Annotated in this window: 16 protein-coding genes; 7 read left to right on the forward strand and 9 right to left on the reverse strand. The window is 64.3% G+C overall.

Annotation, left to right across the window (positions count from 1 at the left end):
* Positions 1-73: 73 nt before the first annotated feature.
* The 4 genes from MLG_RS15455 to MLG_RS15935 all read right to left on the reverse strand — a co-directional run bounded on the left by MLG_RS15455 (position 74) and on the right by MLG_RS15935 (position 4,139).
* Positions 74-922 (reverse strand): hypothetical protein, encoded by an 849-nt coding sequence (locus tag MLG_RS15455; protein WP_011629533.1) that lies wholly within the window; start codon positions 920-922, stop codon positions 74-76.
* A 134-nt stretch (positions 923-1,056) separates the two neighbouring features.
* A complete protein-coding gene (locus tag MLG_RS15165) occupies positions 1,057-1,689 on the reverse strand; it encodes an MAE_28990/MAE_18760 family HEPN-like nuclease (RefSeq protein ID WP_011629534.1) in 633 nt (210 codons plus the stop codon).
* Positions 1,686-2,795: a DUF262 domain-containing protein gene (locus tag MLG_RS15170; protein WP_156774667.1), complete on the reverse strand. Its 1,110-nt coding sequence runs from the start codon at positions 2,793-2,795 to the stop codon at positions 1,686-1,688. The genes MLG_RS15165 and MLG_RS15170 overlap by 4 nt, the downstream gene beginning before the upstream one ends.
* A gap of 54 nt (positions 2,796-2,849) precedes the next feature.
* Positions 2,850-4,139, reverse strand: coding sequence for an IS91 family transposase (locus MLG_RS15935; protein ID WP_011629536.1), 1,290 nt, complete (start codon positions 4,137-4,139; stop codon positions 2,850-2,852).
* Between the two features lie 247 nt (positions 4,140-4,386).
* Between MLG_RS15935 and MLG_RS09145 the strand changes: the two genes are divergently transcribed.
* The 5 genes from MLG_RS09145 (at position 4,387) to MLG_RS09170 (ending at position 12,232) form a co-directional block, all read left to right on the forward strand.
* The gene (locus tag MLG_RS09145; RefSeq protein ID WP_011629537.1) at positions 4,387-5,775 is read left to right on the forward strand and encodes an integron integrase; all 1,389 of its coding nucleotides are present in this window, start codon (positions 4,387-4,389) and stop codon (positions 5,773-5,775) included.
* Between the two features lie 314 nt (positions 5,776-6,089).
* A complete protein-coding gene (gene mfd / locus MLG_RS09150; protein ID WP_011629538.1) occupies positions 6,090-9,590 on the forward strand; it encodes a transcription-repair coupling factor in 3,501 nt (1,166 codons plus the stop codon).
* A gap of 78 nt (positions 9,591-9,668) precedes the next feature.
* Positions 9,669-10,337 (forward strand): peptidoglycan binding protein CsiV, encoded by a 669-nt coding sequence (locus MLG_RS09155; RefSeq protein ID WP_011629539.1) that lies wholly within the window; start codon positions 9,669-9,671, stop codon positions 10,335-10,337.
* Between the two features lie 165 nt (positions 10,338-10,502).
* A complete protein-coding gene (locus MLG_RS14860; RefSeq protein ID WP_049753555.1) occupies positions 10,503-11,843 on the forward strand; it encodes a sensor histidine kinase in 1,341 nt (446 codons plus the stop codon).
* Positions 11,840-12,232: a response regulator gene (locus MLG_RS09170; protein WP_011629541.1), complete on the forward strand. Its 393-nt coding sequence runs from the start codon at positions 11,840-11,842 to the stop codon at positions 12,230-12,232. The genes MLG_RS14860 and MLG_RS09170 overlap by 4 nt, the downstream gene beginning before the upstream one ends.
* A 328-nt stretch (positions 12,233-12,560) precedes the next feature.
* On the opposite strand, the gene lysS is transcribed toward MLG_RS09170, so the two are convergent.
* The 3 genes from lysS to MLG_RS09185 all read right to left on the reverse strand — a co-directional run bounded on the left by lysS (position 12,561) and on the right by MLG_RS09185 (position 16,238).
* The gene (gene lysS, locus MLG_RS09175; RefSeq protein WP_041718510.1) at positions 12,561-14,054 is read right to left on the reverse strand and encodes a lysine--tRNA ligase; all 1,494 of its coding nucleotides are present in this window, start codon (positions 14,052-14,054) and stop codon (positions 12,561-12,563) included.
* A gap of 101 nt (positions 14,055-14,155) precedes the next feature.
* A protein-coding gene (gene prfB, locus MLG_RS09180) for a peptide chain release factor 2 (RefSeq protein WP_156774668.1) occupies positions 14,156-15,251 on the reverse strand; the annotation gives its coding sequence in 2 pieces (ribosomal slippage) (positions 14,156-15,178 and positions 15,180-15,251; 1,095 coding nt in all).
* 90 nt (positions 15,252-15,341) lie between these two features.
* Positions 15,342-16,238, reverse strand: coding sequence for a GGDEF domain-containing protein (locus MLG_RS09185; protein WP_049753556.1), 897 nt, complete (start codon positions 16,236-16,238; stop codon positions 15,342-15,344).
* 257 nt (positions 16,239-16,495) lie between these two features.
* On the opposite strand from MLG_RS09185, the gene MLG_RS09190 reads away from it, so the two are divergent.
* Both MLG_RS09190 and MLG_RS09195 read left to right on the forward strand, forming a co-directional pair.
* Positions 16,496-17,701: a flagellar hook-length control protein FliK gene (locus MLG_RS09190; RefSeq protein ID WP_011629545.1), complete on the forward strand. Its 1,206-nt coding sequence runs from the start codon at positions 16,496-16,498 to the stop codon at positions 17,699-17,701.
* Positions 17,702-17,705: 4 nt separating this feature from the next.
* A complete protein-coding gene (locus MLG_RS09195; RefSeq protein WP_011629546.1) occupies positions 17,706-18,065 on the forward strand; it encodes an EscU/YscU/HrcU family type III secretion system export apparatus switch protein in 360 nt (119 codons plus the stop codon).
* Positions 18,066-18,083: 18 nt separating this feature from the next.
* Here MLG_RS09195 and MLG_RS09200 read toward each other — a convergent pair whose 3' ends face one another.
* Both MLG_RS09200 and cysS read right to left on the reverse strand, forming a co-directional pair.
* Positions 18,084-18,500 (reverse strand): DUF2802 domain-containing protein, encoded by a 417-nt coding sequence (locus MLG_RS09200; protein WP_011629547.1) that lies wholly within the window; start codon positions 18,498-18,500, stop codon positions 18,084-18,086.
* 3 nt (positions 18,501-18,503) lie between these two features.
* Positions 18,504-19,892 (reverse strand): cysteine--tRNA ligase, encoded by a 1,389-nt coding sequence (cysS, locus tag MLG_RS09205; RefSeq protein WP_041717996.1) that lies wholly within the window; start codon positions 19,890-19,892, stop codon positions 18,504-18,506.
* Between the last annotated feature and the right edge of the window lie 26 nt (positions 19,893-19,918).

A 19,918-nucleotide genomic window follows, 5' to 3' on the forward strand; every position in this document is an offset into this window, starting at 1 on the left:
CTAACGCCGCGCTCTGCGGCAAATTTGGAGCGCAGCGGAGAATTTGTCCGACAGCAGCGCATTGTTAGGGATTTTACGTGGCAACAATATCATCCTTAGATAAAGGGAAGCGCGCATCATTTTCTGGAAAATCAGCAATGAAGAAGAACCTTTTTCTGAGTTTATCAAAGTGCTGATCTTCAGATGCAAGACCTTTCTTTACTTGCTGTCTGGCCCATGCCACACCACGTCTCTTTACGTCGGGGTTTTTCATCGCCTCAGAAACAAGGCGTTCTACCCTTTCTTTCTTCCCTTTCCCGACACAGTGACTTTTATAGTAGGCTCGGTAAGCCCTTGAAAATAGTCCAGCAGCGCTTAAAAAATGATAGGTTCGATCTTGATGCTCTGCCCCTTCATTAAGGATACCTATGGCTTTATCACCATCGAGGTCGAAAAAGAAGGACTCATAAAACCGACCGAAATTATCCTGAATATGCCCAGCAGTTACTTCTACCTCCGGACCAATTATTGCCCAGAAAGGAGCCGCATCTAGCCTTGTAGATGCTTTTATTAAATGGGCACCATTGCAGGCAGCAATTACAATCATCAGATTTAGCTTAGTCGCTCGGTTAATCTCAATAAGTATCTCTCTGATTTCATCCCATTCAACCAGTTCTCCGCTAGCGGTTCCCAAGCCGTCTTCACACCCATGACACTCAAAGTGGATCATTGGATATATTCCGCTCAAAGCCTCATTTCGTATTTTTTCTAATACGTCAAACAGCTCGGACTTAGTTATTGGCTCAGCGAATTCGACGACAAGGTCTTGCTGTACCTGCTTAGCCTTGTCCAGCTGATTGTCGAAGAGATTTTTCCCGGTTCTAAGCTCACCTGATGGTAAAGATTCTATAACCCACAGCTTATTGAAAATATTTCCGGACATGACGATTCCATTTATCCCTAACGCGCAGCGTAACCGGTCGGATTTGGAGCGTCAGCGGAAAAGCCGATCCGTGTTGACGCTGTTGTTGTGCTAAGCTGACGGATCGAATTCGTCTCGCCGCCACTCCTTATCCATTACTCTGCACAATTCATAATATTATTTTGGAAACAATCCGATAAAACCAGAAGCATCCTTTGCGTAAACGTGACGTGCTCCCTGATATCTATCGTCGACAAATCCGGGTCATCGCCATGCGCAATACTATGGCGCCACCTCACAAGCTCGTTGTCTATTTTAAGGCGCCACCGCAAGAATGGAGAGCAATCGAACCCCATGACTTCGAAGTTGTCTTTTAACTTTCTGAAATCTAGATTTGATCTAGAAGAAACCACTTCCTTATCAAAATTCAAAAAGTCCCCTCTTGTCACTTCCTGAAATCGCAAGATAAACTCTACTGCTGCAAGCTGAGAATGATTTCTATCTCTGAGCCTTTGAAAATCAGACTGGAGCAACCCAATCAGCATTGGCCAAGAGACATCTGAAACCTTCTTTCTAGCCTCCCTCAAAAAATCTATGTAAAGAGATACGCAATCGTTATAAAACCCTTCCCAGTGAGAATAGGATAAAACGATAACTGCCTTCGACTGGACCCCAAATTGCGCAATAGAGCCTAGCTCATTCATTCGGACTTTTATCTCTGACAGTTCCTTGGCTCGGCGCAAGCGGATCGAATCCAAGTCTGAGAGAAATTGAAAAACATCGCTCATTGTGGAGAAAACCAATTCTCACCAAATGGTACGGTTCTTTGGATCCGAGTAGTCCCTCGCAAGCCTGACGCACTCAACTCGGCGACATCTCTTTCTCGCCAGAACCGATCGACGCGCTCACGCAAAAAACCATCCGGGTCTTCCAAGTCCTGAATTTTTTCTTTGTTTCTGGCGACCCCTACCAATATCGCTTCCAGTGCACGCAGAGAAAATCTTTTGGCTATTCCTTGATAAGCCTCGTCATGAGGAATCAAGGCATCGCCCCCGAATAAGCTATGCAAGCTATTGACGGCCCATTCCACCGTATGGATCACATCATTCGGATCTTGATCCACGATAATTCGCGCAATACTTCGGTCGAGGAACTCCTGAACATCAGCATCTGAGCCAAAATCTTCGACTGTATGAACAATAGCACGAACCGCATATTCAACATCTTTTTGTTTTAAATTCTGCTCTTCCGTAATTTTAAAAATATTTATAAATTCTTCGCTTCTTGCCAGATTCCTTATTCGAGCGGTAGCATCTGCATTTCCAAGCACCATTGAACAAGTGCGGACTTCCTGCTCATTAGCGTACTCGCCACCCCGATTCAATCGCTGAAACAAATCAAATTTCGTTTTTGCGTCACTTGGGTGTTTAAGTATCTGGAAATCCAAGCGTGACCGACGAAAGAAAAGCTGAAGAGATTTTTCAAGAACTTGAGCACCTCCATCTCCTCCTTCTGTTGGCCACACGACACCATCTAAGGACGGAAGATAGGTTGCAGTTGTCAGAGTAGAAGGCGGCATCTTCTCTGCAGGATTATCTGGTTCGCGCAAAACGCCCATGAACTCGAGCACTGTGGAGATACGTTGTAACCCGTCTATCAGCTCCCATGTTCCATCTGGCTTTTCATATGCGAAAGCCGGGGGCACAGGGATTCCAATCAAAATCGATTCGATAAAAGCCGTCTTCTTTTCAGGAGACCAACGAAATAATCTCTGAAAATCAGGGATAATATCTAGCTCCTCCGCCGCATACATGGAAGCGATCTCCCCAATGGAGATTTGCAAACTATCGGTAACAACTGATCGCTTTGCGGTTTCTAGTTCATTTCTTAACATTAAGCAGCCCTCAAGCATGGAGAATCATAAGCAGAAATTTCATCTGCACAACGCCTAGTTAACCGGCCCGCATCGAGGCAAATAAAAATGCCGATCGCCCTCATTCACCTCGGACCTCCTCGAAGGCACTAGCGGGTCCGGTTCAACGCCTTGTTGCACACTGCCCGAAGCCTTCGGAGGCGACCCACTTCTTATTAGGGAATTTTGAATCCGGTGGCGACTCGGGGGAAGCGTGAATCCCCGGATCAGCTCGGCACCGCAAGCGGGACAGCACAGGGCGTCGCTATGGCCAAGCATCTCCAGGTACGCCTGCCAGGTCTGCTTCTTCGGCTCCACTTCGGGCATAGGCGCCCCCATTTGTTCTCGGCAAGCCATTCGCTTGGCACGGCAGGTGTGGGCATACAGACCAACGTGGCGGACGGTGTGCTGACCCGGCTCCGGGACATGCCACAGGATCTGTTCCATGAATCGCTCCACCGCCACACGCCGCAGTTTCCGTCGACCATCCCGGTGGTCATGGTAACGGAATTGAACCTGGCCTTCCCCCAACGACTTGATCCGGGTGTTTGTGATGGGTCCGCCGCGCACGTAGCGAGACAGGTACGCAGCGACTCCTCGTCCATGTGTATAGCGGCCCTGCAAACGGACATTCCATTCTTTCTTCGCAGTGGCCTTGAGCCAGTAATCCACGGTCGGATGATCGCCACGGGGCGCTTTCAGTCGGCCAGTATCCAGATCATGGCGCAGACGGGAGAGTAGTTTGCCCCGGAACACGCGCTTCACCACGGCCGCAGGCAGCAGAAAGTCACCCTTCACCGCTCGCCACTGTCCACCCGTCGTCAATCCACCCCCACTGATCAAGCAGTGAACATGGGGGTGGGCGTTAAGGGTTCGACCCCACGTGTGCAGGGCCATCACAATGCCGGGGACCGCCCCTAGGTGACGATCTTGCGCAAGCAGTTGGATGAGGGTGTCCCGACTGGCATCGAATAGCGCGGCCACGAAGGACCGGCGGTTGTACCGCCACAGGGGGATCAATTCATGGGGCACGGTAAAGATAGCGTGGAAATGATCGCAAGGCAGCAGGCGGCCTCGTTCACGCTCCATCCACTGTGCCTTGGCACGCTCCGCACATTGCGGGCAGCTACGATGCCGGCACGAGTGGTACTGCACGCGGCGGTGGTGGCCATGGGGACAACACTGCTCGTGGCCCCCCAGCGCTTCCGTCCGGCAATTCATAATCGATTCTGCCGCTTTGAGCTGCGGGAGCGGAAAACAATGATGTTTACGAAGCCCATCAAAATGCTCCAGAAATACGTCCTGAATGGTCGGCTTCCTTGCCATTGATTGAGCCTCCTGTACGGCGCTCCATGCCGTATATTACAGACATTGCAACGCGGCATGTCTTCGCCAACTAACTGAAAAATCGCAACATCTGCCGCGAAGCGGCTTTGTGCAACAGTTGATTCTACTGCGTCTGTAGAGGCGGTGATATGCAGACGCCGCATGTCACACCCGGGATACTTGATATCGAACCAGTCGGTGGCGCATGCTTATCGTGCATAGTCATGGACTGACGGAGTAAGGAATCATGGTTGATCCAAGCCGCAAAGATGCCCGTGCCCGGTTCTGGGATCGTTACATCCAGGCTCTCCGAAAGCAAGGCGTGAAGCCACCCTTCGACCGATGGCACGTACGTCGGGCGGAGGAGTTCATCAAGGCGCACCCTGATCAAAGGCTTCGCGAGTTGGGCCCTGATGGCGTGCAAAGCTACCTGCGACGGAAGGGACACGCCGGTAATCTCAAGGCCTGGCAGTTCCAGCAAGTGGTTCGTGCTATACAGACGCTGTATAGCACGGCTAACATAGCATGGGCTGCGAGGTTCGACTGGCAGTATTGGATGGATGCCGCCCGAACGCTCGAGCCTGAACACGTTTCTACGGCCCGGGACACCCCAGCGCCAACTCCGGTACGGCTTGCCGAACGTGTTGCTGACACTCGTCTGGCACACGTGGTACACGCGCACCCCGCGCTTTTTGAGGCTTTTTCTGAAACAGTCACCAGCAGAGGCTTGGCGATCAGCACCGAGAAAACCTACCTGGCGTGGACCTGCCGGTTCATTGTGTTTCTGCAGTCGAAGCCTGTGGAAAGCGCGGACGAGGCGGATGTTCAACAATTTCTCAGTCAGTTGGTCACACAGCGCAATGTAGCCGCCAGCACCCAGAGCCAGGCTCTGAACGCTTTGGTCTTCTTCTTCCGGTACGTTCTGCAGCGACCGCTTGGCGAACTCCAGGCTATTGAGAGGTCAAAACGGCCCAGGCGCCTTCCTGTGGTTCTCTCTCGCAATGAGGTCAAGGCGCTGTTGAGTGAAATGCACGGTGTTCACCATTTGCTGGCCTCATTGCTTTATGGTTCCGGCATGCGGGTCATGGAAGCACTACGATTGCGCGTCAAAGATATAGATTTCGAGCGGCGGGCAATCACGGTGAGATCCGGCAAAGGCGATAAGGATCGCGTGGTACCCCTTCCCGAATCCACGATAGCGCCGCTCCAGAACCACTTGCGGCAGGTGAAGGCCATTCACGAGGGAGACCTGGCCGATGGGTACGGTGAAGCCTCCCTCCCCCATGCCCTGGCCCGGAAGTACCGCAATGCCGGGAAGGAATGGCATTGGCAGTATGTGTTTCCCAGTGCCCGGGTAGCGGTCGATCCCCGATCAGGGGCGATCCGTCGACATCATCTTCATGAAACCGCTGTCCAGCGTGCGGTAAAACGGGCGGTGAGAGCCTCCAGAATACCGAAACAGGCCAGTTGCCACACCTTGCGGCACAGTTTTGCCACGCACCTGCTGGAGCGCGGCCAGGATATCCGAACCGTGCAAGAGCTCCTGGGCCACGCGGATGTATCGACGACCATGATCTACACGCATGTAATGAGCAAAGGTGGCGTCCCTGCGGCGAGCCCGTTGGACGGGCTTTAGGACCGCCCCGGAGGGTCCTGGCCCAGAAAGCGGGCACGCTACCGCCAGTACGACATTGGGGGGCCCCCTGCCGTAGTCTCTATAGCCAGCTCAAGGCATCAGCGATCCGACAATGCCCAAGTGTTCAAAGCTACCGGCGACCGGTCACCCTGGTGACTTCCGGCAGTCCGAGCACTGCATCACATCCTGGGCGTTTTTACGCATGGTCGCCTCCGCAGCGCTCCAGTTGCAAGTCCGCCCCGGCATCCCCACCTTTGCCCCAGCCCCCTCCACCGCTAAAATGGCGGCCCGCTTCCCCAACCTGCCGTGACTGCATGCCCGAGAAACACGCCTCACCGCTGACACCGCCCCTCCCCGCCAAGGCCGGCAACCGCGAGCACTGGTACGGCCTGCACGGGGCTACCGGCGCGCTGGCCCTGGCCCAGGCGGCCCGGGCCCATGACGGCCTGGTGGTGGCGGTCACCGACAGCCCCCAGCAGGCGGCGCGGCTGGATACGGAGTTGCGCTTCTTCCTCGGCGATCACGCCCGGGGCGAGACGCCGGTGTTCAGCTTCCCGGACTGGGAGACCCTGCCCTACGACGTCTTCTCACCCCACCAGGACATCATCTCCGAGCGGCTGGCCGCGCTCTACCGCCTGCCGCGCACCCGGGGCGGCGTGCTGATCGTGCCGGTGAACACGCTGATGCAGCGCCTGGCCCCGGTGAGCTGGCTGGAGGGCCAGGGCCTGATGCTGGGGGTGGGCGACCGGCTGGACCTGGACGCCATGCGCGAGCGGCTGGAGCAGGCCGGCTACCGCTGCGTCTCCGAGGTGGGCGAGCACGGCGAGTTCGCGGTGCGCGGCGCCCTGCTCGACCTTTTCCCCATGGGGGCCACACAGCCGGTGCGCATCGACCTGTTCGACGACGAGGTGGAGACCCTGCGCCACTTCGACCCGGACACCCAGCGCACCACCGAGAAGATCGACCGGGTGGAGCTGCTGCCGGCGCGGGAGTTCCCCACCGACGAGGCGGGCATCACCCAGTTCCGCGGGGCGTGGCGCGCCGCCTTCGAGGGTGACCCCTCGCGCAGCCTGGTCTACCGGGAGGTGAGCGCCGGCCACCTGCCGGCGGGCATCGAGTACTACCTGCCGCTCTTTTTCGAGGAGACGGCCACCCTGTTCGACTACCTGCCCAAGGGCGCCCTGGTGGCCCGCCTGGGCGAGTCGGACACCCAGGCCGACACCTACTACACCCAGGTGCGCAACCGCTACGAGCAGCGCCGCCACGACCTGGAGCGGCCGCTGCTGGCACCGGAACGGCTGTTCCTGAGCCCCGACGACCTGCGCGAGCGGTTCAACACCCTGCCCCAGGTGGTGCTGCACGCCGACACCCCGGCGCCGGAGGCCCCGCGCCCCCGCGAAGTGGTTTTCGAAACCGAGCCGCTGCCCGACCTGCGCAACCGCCCCCAGGCGGACAACCCGCTGGAGCGACTCACCAGTTACCTCTCCGACTACACCGGCCGGGTGCTCTTCATTGCCGAAACCACCGGCCACCGCGAGGCGCTGCTGGAGCGGCTGCAGAAGCACCGCATCCGCCCCCAGGCGTGCGACTGGGAGGGGTTCGTCACCGGTGACATGCCCATGGGCGTGGCCGTGGCCCCGGTGGAGCACGGCGCCCAGGTGAATCAGCCCGCCATGGCGCTGATCACCGAGGACGCCATCTACGGCGACCGGGCCCAGCAGCGGCGCCGGCGCCGCGCCGGGGCGGTGCGCGACCCCGAGACCATCATCCGCGACCTGACCGACCTGGCCATCGGTGCCCCGGTGGTGCACGAGGACCACGGCGTGGGCCGCTACCTGGGGCTGCAGACCCTGGAGGCCGGCGGGCTGACCACCGAGTTCCTCACCCTGGAGTACGCCAAGGGCGACAAGCTCTACGTGCCGGTGGCCTCGCTGCATCTGATCTCCCGCTACACCGGCGCCGAGGGCGACGCGGTGCCCGTGCACCAGTTGGGCAGCGACAAGTGGGAGAAGGCCAAGAAGCGCGCCGCCAAACGCGCCCGGGACGCCGCCGCCGAGTTGCTGGATATCTACGCCCGCCGCGCCGCCCGCGAGGGCCATGCCTACGAGTGGCGGGACGAGGACTACCAGGCCTTCGCCGATGCCTTCCCCTTCGAGGAGACCCCGGACCAGGAGAGCGCCATCGCCGCCGTGGAGGCGGACATGCGCTCGTCCCGCCCCATGGACCGGGTGGTCTGCGGCGACGTGGGCTTCGGCAAGACCGAGGTGGCCATGCGCGCCGCCTTCATGGGCATCCAGGACGGCCGCCAGGTGGCGGTGATGGTGCCCACCACCCTGCTGGCCCAACAGCACTTCCAGAACTTCCGCGATCGCTTCTCGGACTGGCCGGTGCGCGTGGAGGTGCTCTCGCGCTTTCGCAGCACCAAGGACACCAACGCGGTGCTGCGCGACCTGGCCGACGGCAAGGTGGATATCGTCATCGGCACCCACAAGCTGCTGCAGGACTCGGTCAAGTACAAGGACCTGGGGCTGGTGATCATCGACGAGGAGCACCGCTTCGGCGTCCGCCAGAAGGAGAAGCTGAAGAAGCTGCGCGCCGAGGTGGACATCCTCACCCTGACCGCGACGCCCATCCCGCGCACGCTCAACATGTCCCTGGCCGGTATCCGCGACCTGTCCATCATCGCCACCCCGCCGGCCCGCCGCCTGGCGGTGAAAACCTTCGTCAACCAGTGGGACCCGGCCATCATCCAGGAGGCCTGCCAGCGCGAGCTCAAGCGCGGCGGGCAGATCTACTTCCTGCACAACGACCTGGACTCCATCGACCGCATTGCCCGGGAGCTGGAAGAGCTGGTGCCGGACGCCCGGGTGGACGTGGCCCACGGCCAGATGCCGGAGCGCGACCTGGAGCGGGTGATGCTCGACTTCTACCACCAGCGCTTCAACATCCTGGTCTGCTCCACCATCATCGAGTCCGGCATCGACGTGCCCACTGCCAACACCATCCTGATCAACCGCGCCGACAAGCTGGGCCTTGCCCAACTGCACCAGCTGCGCGGCCGGGTGGGCCGCTCCCACCACCGGGCCTACGCCTACCTGATCGCGCCGCCGGAGAAGGCCATGACGGCGGACGCCAAGAAGCGCCTGGAGGCCATCTCCAACCTGGAGGACCTGGGCGTGGGCTTCGCCCTGGCCAGCCACGACCTGGAGATCCGCGGCGCCGGCGAGCTGCTGGGCGAGGAGCAGAGCGGGCAGATCAGCGAGGTGGGCTTCAACCTCTACACCGAGCTGCTGGACCGGGCGGTCAAGGCGCTGCAGAGCGGCGAGGAGCCGGCGTTGGATGAGCCCATGCACCGTGGCGCCGAGGTGGATCTGCGCATCCCGGCGCTGATGCCGGAGGACTACCTGCCCGACGTGCACACCCGGCTAGTGATGTACAAGCGCATCGCCAACGCCCGCACGGAGGCGGAGCTGGACGAGCTGCAGGTGGAGATGATCGACCGCTTCGGCCTGCTGCCGGACGCCACCCGCAACCTGTTCCGCGTTACCGCCCTCAAGCTGCGCGCCGACGCCCTGGGCATCGAGAAGGTGGAGGGGCTGGCCTCCGGCATTACCCTGCACTTTGGCAGCAAGCCGAAGATCGACCCGGAGGCGCTGATCTCGCTGATCCAGTCCAGCCCGGAGACCTACCGGCTGCAGGGTCAGGAGAAGCTGCAGTACCGCAAGCACCTGCCGGAGGCGGAGGACCGGATCCGCGCCGTGGACGAGCTGCTGCGGGCGCTGCGACCTTCCGCTCGGGAGACCGCCGGCGCCTGAGGGGGCAACACCCCGGTGCTTATGTCATAGTATTCGCGAAAAGCCCACCCTACCCACCACGGATTGAGCCACGGACGCATGCAGACACCTCGCCCGCACGCCACTCCATCCCGCCGCACCGGTTGGGCCGTGCCCGGCCTGTTGGCCCTTCTGCTCTCGCTGGTGGGCGGTACCGCACTGCTGCTGCCCGGTACCGTGGCGGCAGAGCAGCAGTACGATGTGGAGCTGATTATCTTCCGCCAGTGGGAGGCGCGCGGCGACGACGCCGAGGCCTGGCCGCTGTCGGTGGGCGCGCCCCACTTCGGACGCTGGCAGCCGCTGGGCGCCCGTGGTTTCCAACGCCTGTCCGGCAACCAGTTGCGTCTGCACGGCGCCCGCCAGCGCCTGGAGCAGTCCGACGCCTATGACCCCCTGCTGCATATCGGCTGGCGCCAGGAAGGCCTGCCGCGCAACCGCTCGGTGGCCGTGCCCCTCCCCCCCGCCTGGATGCCCCCGCAGGCCCCGGAGGAATGGGCCCCCTCGCTGGAGCCCCAGCGGCTCTACGGGCTGGTGCGCGTCTACCGCGAGCGCTTCCTGCACGCGGTGATCGATCTGCGCTACCGCCGTGATACCGGCGACCGCGACGCCCTGCTGCCGGCCGGCGCCGTCCATGCCCTGCAACAGAGCCGGCGTATGCGCAGCGATGAGCTGCACTACCTGGACCATCCGGTGCTGGGTGTGCTCATCCAGATCCGACCGGTCGACTGACCCGGCCCACGGGGTAAGCACCGGAATGCCCGCCGGTGCGCCGCCCGCACACCGATCCGTCATTTTTTTGACGCCCTCAGCGCGGTACCGAATCCGCCCTGTGCGACCGCTCGGAGCGCGTTATCATGGAGGGAAATGATACATAAGAGGTTGTCACCCGAGATCATGCCAAACAATACCGGCCATCCCGCGCCCCAGGACCCCCGTGAACTGCAACAGGCGCTGGTGGAGGTCAGCCTGCGGCTGGAGCGCCGGGTACGGGAACTGGAGGCGCTGGTCAGCGTCACCGAACGAATCAACCGCGGGCTGTTGCTGGACGACGTGCTGGACGAGATCTACGACTCCTTCCGGCCGATCATCCCCTATGACCGGATCGGTGTCGCCCTGCTCGAGGAGAACGACCAGGGCGAGCAACTGGTCCGCTCGCGCTGGGCACGCTCCGACCACCGCACCGCCCACATCGGCCCGGGCTACGCCGCGCCGCTGGCCGGCAGTAGCCTGGAGCGCATCCTCAAGACCGGCGAGCCGCGCATCATCAACGACCTGCAGGAACACCTGCTGCACAACCCGCGCTCCAAGTCCACCCAGCAGATCCTCAAAGACGGCGTGCGCTCCAGCCTCACCTGCCCGCTGGTGGCCATGGGCCGTCCGGTGGGCTTCATCTTCTTCTCCAGCAACGCGCCCAACACCTACCGCAACGCCCACATCGCCACCTTCCAGCAGATCGCCGGGCAGCTCGCCACCATCCTGGAAAAGAGCCGCCTTTACGAGCGGCTGATGGAGCTCAACGACCTCAAAAACCGCTTCCTGGGCGTGGCGGCCCACGACCTGCGCAACCCGTTGGGGGTGCTCAACGGCTACATCGATCTGCTGCGCCAGGAGGCCCTCGGCCCATTGAACGAGGCCCAACAGGAGGTGATGGGGGTGATGGCGGACGTCGCCGAGCGCATGAGCGCGCTGGTGGAGGACCTGCTCGATGTCAGCGCCATCGAATCGGGGCAGTTGGAGCTGGAGCGCGAACCGCTGGACCTCAACCGCTTCCTGCAGGGGCAGGCCCACGCCCAAGGGCTGATCGCCCAGGGCAAGTCGATCCGCATCGTGCTGGACATCCCGGAACCGCTGCCCACGGTGGCGGTGGACAGCCGCCGCCTGGGCCAGGTGCTGGACAACTTGATCGCCAACGCGGTCAAGTTCTCGCCCAGGGACAGCACCATCACCCTCGGCGGCCGCGCCGACGATCAGTCGGTTCGGATCAGCGTCAGTGACCAGGGCCCGGGCATCCCGGCCGAGGAACGGGCGCAGCTCTTCCAGCCCTTCCGGCGCGGCAGTAACGCCCCCACCGCCGATGAGAAGAGCACCGGGCTGGGTCTGTCCATTGTCCAGAAACTGGTTCAGGCCCACGGCGGACAGGTGGCGGTGGACGCGGCCCCCGGCGGCGGCGCCCGCTTCACCGTGACCCTGCCCCGGCAGCCCGACCCAGAACAGAAAGGCGATGCCCCGGCATGACGACCCCGAGCCTGCCCGACCGCGTCCTCATCGTGGACGACTTCCAGCCCATGCGCTCGCTGCTCAACACCATGCTGCGCCAGATGGGCTTCGAGAATATCGACCAGGCACACAACGGCCGCAGCGCGCTGGAGAGCTTCCGCGGCCGCAAACAGCCGCTGGTCTTTCTCGACATCAGCATGCCCGACATGACCGGCCTGGAGGTGCTGCGCGAGCTGCGGGAGCTGGAGGGCGGGGACCAGGCCTTCGTCATCATGCAGACCGGCGACGCCACCCGCGACAATGTCCTGGAGGCCAAGGAGCTGGGGGTGGGGGGGTTTATCGCCAAGCCCTACAACATGCAGAAGGTGAAGGCGCTGGTCGGGGTTTACCTCAAGCGGGACCGATAGCCGCGCAACCGTCATCGCGAGGGCCGGAGGCCTCCCCCCGTCATCGCGAGGGCCGAAGGCCTCCCCCCGTCATCGCGAGGGCCGGAGGCCCGTGGCGATCCAGAGCGGTAGACTGCCGCGTCGGCTTCGCCTCCTCGCAGTGACGGTGGGGCAGGGCCGGGCTCGCAGTGACGGTGGGGGCGGGTCCGCGCTCCCTGTGACGGTGGGGGCGGGTCCGCGCTCCCTGTGACGGTGGGGCGGGGCCGGGGTCGCCGTGACGGTGGGCGGGGCCGGGCTCGCAGTGGCGATGGGGGCGGGCCCGCGCCCGGGGTGACGGTGGGGGTGGGTGTTACTCCCCCGTCTCCGGGCGCATGGCCGGGAACAGCAGGACGTCCCGGATGGATGGGGCGTCGGCGAAGAGCATCACCAGCCGGTCGATGCCGATGCCCTCGCCCGCCGTGGGGGGTAACCCGTACTCCAGCGCCCGGATGAAATCGGCGTCGTAGTGCATCGCCTCGTCATCGCCGGCGGCCTTTTCCGCCGCCTGGGCCCGGAACCGCTCCGCCTGGTCCTCGGCGTCGTTCAGCTCGGAGAAGCCATTGGCAATCTCCCGGCCGCCGACGATCAGCTCGAACCGCTCGGTGTAGAAGGGGTCGTCATCCACCGGCCGGGCCAGCGGCGAGACCTCCTTGGGGTAGTGGGTCACGAACGTGGGCTCGCGCAGCTTGTGCTCCGTCGTGGTCTCGAAGATCACCATCTGCAGCTTGCCGAGCCCCTCATGCCCCATCAGCGGGATGTTCAGGTGCCCAGCCAGGTTGAGCGCCGAATCCCGGTCGGTCAGCGCCTCCGGCCCGATGTCGGGGTTGAACTCACAGATCGCATCCACCATCCGGATCCGCCGGAAGGGCCGGCCGAAGTCGAAGGTTTCACCCTGATAGGTGATCTGCGTCGTGCCCAACTGCTCCTCGGCCAGCCGCCGCAGCATAGCCTCGGTCAGGTCCATCAGGTCGTTGTGATCCGCGTAGGCCTGATAGAACTCCAGCATCGTGAACTCGGGGTTGTGGCGGGTGCTCACCCCCTCGTTACGGAAATTCCGGTTGATCTCGTAGACCTGTTCGAAGCCGCCCACCACCAGCCGCTTCAGGTACAGCTCCGGCGCCACCCGCAGGTACAGGTCCGCGCCCAGGGCGTTGTGATGGGTCACGAACGGTCGCGCCGTCGCGCCGCCCGGAATGGGCTGCATCATCGGCGTCTCCACCTCGAGAAAACCACGGCCGTTCAAAAAGTCACGAATGCCCGCCACCAGCCGGCTGCGCAGCATGAAGACCCGGCGTGAGTCGTCGTTCATGATCAGGTCGACGTAGCGCTGGCGGTAGCGCGCCTCGGTGTCCGTCAGCCCGTGGTACTTCTCGGGCAGCGGGCGCAGCGACTTGGTGAGCAGGCGCAGCTCGTCCACCTTAACCGACAGCTCGCCCTTGCGGGTGCGGAACAACGTCCCCGCCGCGCCGATGATGTCACCGACATCCCAGCCCTTGAACTGCTGGTAGACCCCCTCCGGCAGCTCATCTCGGGCCAGAAAGAGCTGGATGCGACCGGACTGATCCTGCAGGTGGGTAAAGCTCGCCTTGCCCATCACCCGCTTGGCCATCATCCGCCCGGCCACCCGCACGCGGATGTTCTCCGCCTCCAGCGCCTCGTCGTCCAGCTCCGCGCAGCGGGCGTGGATGTCCGCTGCCAGGCTGTCGCGGCGGAAGTCGTTGGGGAAGGCCTGGCCGGCCTCGCGCAACGCGGCGAGCTTTTCCCGCCGCTGGGCGATGAGCTTGTTGTCGTCCTGCTCGGTCATGGTCATCTGCTCTGTTGGTCAACCTTGGGAAAGCGCCGCGGGCGGACAGGGGCCGGGCCTCGGCCCCCGGGTCGGCCCCCGGGGGTCGGGCGCGGGCGCGCTCAGACGCCGGCCTTGAGACTGGCCTCGATGAACTGATCGAGATCGCCGTCCAGCACCGCCTGGGTATTGCCCACCTCGACGCCGGTGCGCAGGTCCTTGATGCGGCTCTGGTCCAGCACGTAGGAGCGGATCTGGTTGCCCCAGCCGATGTCCGACTTGGTCCCCTCCACCGCCTCGGCCTCGTCGCGACGCTTCTGCATCTCCAGCTCGAAGAGCTTGGATTTGAGCTGCTTCATCGCCGTGGCGCGGTTCTTGTGCTGGGAGCGGTCCTGCTGGCACTGCACCACGATGCCGCTGGGCATGTGGGTGATCCGCACCGCCGATTCCGTGCGGTTGACGTGCTGGCCGCCCGCCCCGGAGGCGCGGTAGACGTCCACCCGCAGGTCGGCCGGGTTGATGTCGATATCCACGTCGTCGTCCACCTCGGGCGAGACGAACACCGACGCAAAGGAGGTATGACGGCGGTTGCCGGAGTCGAAAGGCGACTTGCGCACCAGGCGGTGGATGCCGATCTCGGTGCGCAGCCAGCCGAAGGCGTACTCACCCTCGAACTTGACCGTGGCACTCTTGATGCCGGCCTCGTCGCCCTCGGACAACTCGATGATTTCGGTCTTGAAGCCGTGGCGTTCGCCCCAACGCAGGTACATGCGCAACAGCATGTTCGCCCAGTCCTGCGCCTCGGTGCCGCCGGCGCCGGCCTGGATGTCCATGAAGGCATTGGCCGGGTCCATCTCACCGGAGAACATCCGCCGGAACTCCAGCTTCTGCAGCTCGCGCTCACAGTCGCCCAGGTCCGATTGCAGTGCGGCCACCGTCTCCTCGTCGCCCTCGTCGGCGGCCATCTCCAGCAGCTCGTCGGCATCGCCGAGCACGCTGTCCAGGCGCTCAAAGGTCTCAACCAGGCCTTCCAGCTGGGCGCGCTCGCGCCCTAAGGACTGGGCCCGCTCCGGGTCGTTCCAGACCTCAGGCTGCTCCAGCTCGCGGGTGACCTCCTCTAGCCGTTCACGCTTGAGGTCGTAGTCAAAGATACCCCCTAAGGGCCTCGGCACGGCCCTTGAGGTCATCGATCTTCTGGGTAATCGGGTTCAGTTCCATGTTCGCGGTACCCTCGCGTTACCGTGATCGCGGAAAACGCGCAATGGTACAACAAGGGCCGCGCGGTGTCAGGCCGGGGGCGCCATGGGCTCAGTCGCAGACCAGGCGCTCCCGCCCGTAGCGCTTGGCCCGCAGCAGGGCCATGTCGGCACGATGGAACAGCCCCTCGCCCGCCTCCTCCGGCTCCAACTCCGCCACCCCGGCACTGGCGCGCAGGTTGAGTTGGTCGTCGGATTCGCCGATGGCCAGGGTCTCCTGCGCCATGCGCGCCAGCAGGCGCTGCCCCGAGCGCACCGCCCCGGCCGCCGCCGTGTGCGCCATGAGCACCACGAACTCATCGCCGGCGTAGCGAAACACCAGGTCGCCGCCACGGCAGTTCTCCTGCAGCAAGGCCGCAAGCCGGCACAGCGCCGTGTCCCCCACCCGATGGCCGTGGGTGTCGTTGATTGCCTTGAACCGGTCCAGGTCCACCACCATGAGCGAGAGTGGATGGCCGTGCCGGTGCGCCAGGCTGACCTCCCGCGCCAGCGCCTCCGCCAGCGCCTGGCGGTTCTGCAGCCCGGTCAGGCTGTCCTTCCGGCCGGCGGCCTCGGCCTGCTGAAAGCGGACAGCATTGTTCAGCGGGTGCACCAGCAGGGCCACCAACTGGTCCAGGGCCTCCCGGTCCTCTGGCCGCCAGGGCGCGGCCCGCGACAGGGTCAATTCACCAAGCAGACGCCCGTTGAGGCGCAGCCGCTGCACCACCCGGCAGCGCCGGGCGCTTCCCGCCTGCAGCACCTCGGGCAGGGCCTCGCTCTGAAAGCGCACCGACGCCAGACCGATCAGCGGTTCACACTCCTGCAGGAAGTAGCGCAGCACCGCGGCCGGGTCCAGCGTGCTCTGCAGGCGCAATGCCACCCGCAGCGCCACCCCTTCCGGCGACGACGCCGTCGGCACCGCCTGCGGCTTCCCCACCCTGCTTTCCATGGACACCACCTGTTCGCTCATGGTCCTCTCCGGCCGATTACCTGTGACAGAGAGCAAGCGAAATGTGTGCCAACACCACAACCCACTGTTTTCACAGTGTAATAAGGGGGGATTTGCCAAGGGACAGTCCGAATTGCCGTAGTCAGTGACGGGTTACTGACGACCCCCGGCAAGCGACTGCCGGCGGGTTGACACCACGACGGCCAAAGGCTGCCGGCCAACCGTCGCCGGCCACCCCACCCTGCGCGCGGGTGTACAATCAGCACAGGAGCCCGCGCATGAAGATTACCCACACCACACCGACGCTGGAGATCCGCGGGGCCAATATCGCCCGGCCGGCGCTGGCCCTGCGCCTGGACCAGGTGCTGCAGGCCACCGTGCGCACCGGTCCCGACGGCCACCTGGCTTTGCAGATGGCCAACCACCTGCTCGGTGCCCGCGCCGAGATCCCGCTGCGCGAGGGCGACCGGCTGAGCCTGCAGGTGGCCGAACTCCAACCCCGGGTCACGCTCAAAGTGCTCGAGCACCGGGGACGCGAGCCGGCCATCAACAACGCCCTGCGCCAGCTATTACCCCAGCAGGGCAGCCTCGCCCCCCTCCTGGATCAGCTCGCCGCCAGCCGGCCGGGCCGGGGCGAGGCGGCCGCCGGGCGCCAGCTGCCCGCGCCGGTGCGCGAGGCCGTGAACGCGCTCCTCGCCCGCATCCCCACCGCCGAGCAGGCTGGCCGGCCCGAGGGGTTTCGCCAGGCCCTGCAGCAGGCCGGCCCCCTGCTTGAGGCCCGTCTCGCCACCCTCCTGCAACCAACGGCCCAAAGCCCGCAGGCCCAGAGCACCGCGGCCGCTCAGGTGCTCAATCAGGACCTCAAGGCGGCGCTGCTGCGCCTGGCCAGCCGCATCCGCCAGCAGGCCGCCAGCGGCGGTACGCCCCCGGCCGGTCAGAACCGTACCGCTGGCAGTGCGCCGGAGGCGACCGGCCGGGGCGCCGCGCCACTGCCCGGTCTGCCTGCGGAGGGCCTGCTGGCCACCCTACTGCGCCAGACCGAGAGCGCCCTGGCCCGGGTGCAGTTGCTGCAGGTGCAGACCGCGGCACTGGAGCAGCGGCTGGACTTCAGCCTGGACCTGCCGCTGAAGGACGGGGGCGAGCTGGATCTGCTGCGCCTGCGGGTACGCGACGACGACAGCACCGGGTCGGGGGAGGATGAGGACGGCGGTCGTCCCCTGGAGTTGCGGCTCGGGTTCGACTTCCGGCGCACCGGCCCGCTCCATGCCATCGTGCGGCTGCGCGGCGAGACGGTGAGCATCGCCTGGTGGGCGGAACGCGACGAGACCGTGGCGGTGCTGGATGATCTCCTGCCCCGCCTGGAGGCCCGCCTGCGCGCCCAGGGCTTCGAACTGGGCTACATGGGCTGCCAACGGGGCCGGCCACCCCATCCCCCCGAGCCCGACCCCGGGGCGCGCCGGCCCCTGCTGGACCTGAGGGCCTGAACCGGTGAGTGGACGTAACGACAACACCCCGCCCCTGGAGGGCAAGCGCCGCCTGGCCGTGGCCCTGGAGTACGGTGGCCAGGGCGCGCCCCGGGTGACCGCCAAAGGCGCCGGACCGCTGGCCGAACGCATCATCGAGCTGGCGGCGGAACACGACGTGCCGCTGGAAACCGACGCCGACCTGGTGGCCGTGCTCGCCCAACTGGAGCTGGAGCAGGCGATCCCCGAGTCGCTCTACCGGGTGGTGGCGGAGGTGATCGCCTTTGCCTACCTGGTGAAGGGCCGTTTTCCGGAGGGCTGGGAGGAACGGCAGCGCGACCAGGGCGCCCCGCGGGGTGAGACAGGGGCGCAAAGGGACGACTAGCCCCCGGTTGCGGCCACCCTATTGCTGGCTCTGCCCGGCCTGCGGGCCATGCAGGCGCACGATGAGATCCGCCTCCACCTGCCCGACGCCGCAGGTCTCCATGATCTCGGCGGCCCCCATACCCTTGCGTGCCATCCGGATGGCCTGCTCGTAGCCGGCGGGCGCCGGGGCGCTCTGCGCCACCTGCTCAATGCGCGATTTCAGCCGGGTGAGCTCCTGCTGGGTCTTGGCGAGCTGATCCCCGGAGCCCACCGCCGCGGTGGACAGCCCCTGGTACTGCTCATTAGTGCGCCGCAGGCCGCTCTCCAGGCCCTCCAACCGGCGCCGCAGCCGCCGCACCGACGCCACCGCCCGCCAGCTTACCAACAGCGCCAGCACGGCCAGCACCAGGCCGGCGGCACCGAGGTAGAGTGGAAGGGCGTCGGGCAGCTCCATGGCTTATTCGCGTCTCCAGGTGGTCCCCTGCGGGCCGTCCTCGAGGATGATACCCCGTTCCGCCAGTTCGTCGCGAATGCGGTCGGCCTCGGCGAAGTCCCTGTTCTTGCGGGCCTCGGTGCGGCGGGCGACCAGCGCGTCAATCTCCGCATCCTCATCACCACCGGCGTCGCCGCCGCGCAGGAAGCGCTCGGGGTCGTCCTGGAGCAGCCCCAGCACGCCGCCCAACACCCTCAACAGCGCCCCCGGGGCCGCCGCTCCGGCGTCGTCGTCCCCCTGCCGCAGGCGATTGACCTCCCGGGCCAGCTCGAACAACACCGCCAGCGCCTCCGGGGTGTTGAAGTCGTCGTCCATGGCGGCGTGGAAGCGGGCCCGGAAACCCTGCGGGTCCGCCTCCGGCACCGGCGCCTCCGGCAGGCCGCGCAGCGCCAGGTAGAGTCGCTCCAACGCCCCCTGGGCCTGGCGCAGCCCGTCCAGGGAGTAGTTGAGCGGGCTGCGGTAATGGCTGGAGAGCAGGAACAGCCGCACCGCCTCGGCGCGGTGCTCGCTGAGCACTTCGCGCACGGTGAAGAAGTTGCCCAGCGACTTGGCCATCTTCTCGTCATTGATGCGGACGTGGCCGTTGTGCATCCAGTAGTTGACGAAGGGGTGGCCGGTGGCGCACTCGCTCTGGGCGATCTCGTTCTCGTGGTGCGGAAACTTCAGGTCCAGACCGCCGCCGTGGATGTCGAAGTGATCGCCCAGCACCTGCGTGGACATGGCCGAGCACTCGATATGCCAGCCCGGCCGCCCCTCGCCCCAGGGCGAGGGCCAGGCGGGCTCTCCGGGGCGGGCCGCCTTCCACAGGGCGAAGTCCACCGGGTCGCGCTTGCCCTCGTCCACCTCGACCCGGGCACCGGCGCGCAGGTCCTCCTGCCGTTCCCCGGAGAGCTTGCCGTACTCCGGGTAGCTGGAGACGGCGAAGTAGACGTCGCCATCATCGGCCACGTAGGCGTGGCCGCGCTCGACCAAGCGCTCGATCATGGCGATGATGTCGTCGATATGGCCGGTGGCCCGCGGCTCGTGGTCCGGGGGCAGCACCCCCAGCGCCTCGGCATCCTCATGCATGGCACGGATGAAGCGCTCGGTCACCGCGCCCATGGGCTCGCCGAGTTCGGCAGCGCGGCGGATGATCTTGTCGTCGATATCGGTGATATTGCGCACGAAGGTGACCCGGTAGCCGAGGTGGCGCAGGTAGCGGGCTACCATGTCGAACACCACCAGGGCACGGGCATGGCCCAAATGGCAGTAGTCGTACACCGTCATGCCGCACACGTACATGCGCACGTGACCGGGTTGGATGGGTTCGAAGCGCTCTTTGCGTTGGGTCAGGCTGTTGTGGATATGCAGCATTCCGGCGTCCCTGTTCAATTCGTTGA

This window comes from Alkalilimnicola ehrlichii MLHE-1 (assembly GCF_000014785.1).
Lineage (GTDB): Bacteria > Pseudomonadota > Gammaproteobacteria > Nitrococcales > Halorhodospiraceae > Alkalilimnicola > Alkalilimnicola ehrlichii.

Coding starts and splice junctions, on each gene's coding strand:
- MLG_RS15455 (WP_011629533.1), bottom strand. CDS start 922: ATGTCCGGAAATATTTTCAATAAGCTGTGGGTTATAGAATCTTTACCA.
- MLG_RS15165 (WP_011629534.1), bottom strand. CDS start 1,689: ATGAGCGATGTTTTTCAATTTCTCTCAGACTTGGATTCGATCCGCTTG.
- MLG_RS15170 (WP_156774667.1), bottom strand. CDS start 2,795: ATGTTAAGAAATGAACTAGAAACCGCAAAGCGATCAGTTGTTACCGAT.
- MLG_RS15935 (WP_011629536.1), bottom strand. CDS start 4,139: ATGGCAAGGAAGCCGACCATTCAGGACGTATTTCTGGAGCATTTTGAT.
- MLG_RS09145 (WP_011629537.1), top strand. CDS start 4,387: ATGGTTGATCCAAGCCGCAAAGATGCCCGTGCCCGGTTCTGGGATCGT.
- mfd (WP_011629538.1), top strand. CDS start 6,090: ATGCCCGAGAAACACGCCTCACCGCTGACACCGCCCCTCCCCGCCAAG.
- MLG_RS09155 (WP_011629539.1), top strand. CDS start 9,669: ATGCAGACACCTCGCCCGCACGCCACTCCATCCCGCCGCACCGGTTGG.
- MLG_RS14860 (WP_049753555.1), top strand. CDS start 10,503: ATGCCAAACAATACCGGCCATCCCGCGCCCCAGGACCCCCGTGAACTG.
- MLG_RS09170 (WP_011629541.1), top strand. CDS start 11,840: ATGACGACCCCGAGCCTGCCCGACCGCGTCCTCATCGTGGACGACTTC.
- lysS (WP_041718510.1), bottom strand. CDS start 14,054: ATGACCGAGCAGGACGACAACAAGCTCATCGCCCAGCGGCGGGAAAAG.
- MLG_RS09185 (WP_049753556.1), bottom strand. CDS start 16,238: ATGAGCGAACAGGTGGTGTCCATGGAAAGCAGGGTGGGGAAGCCGCAG.
- MLG_RS09190 (WP_011629545.1), top strand. CDS start 16,496: ATGAAGATTACCCACACCACACCGACGCTGGAGATCCGCGGGGCCAAT.
- MLG_RS09200 (WP_011629547.1), bottom strand. CDS start 18,500: ATGGAGCTGCCCGACGCCCTTCCACTCTACCTCGGTGCCGCCGGCCTG.
- cysS (WP_041717996.1), bottom strand. CDS start 19,892: ATGCTGCATATCCACAACAGCCTGACCCAACGCAAAGAGCGCTTCGAA.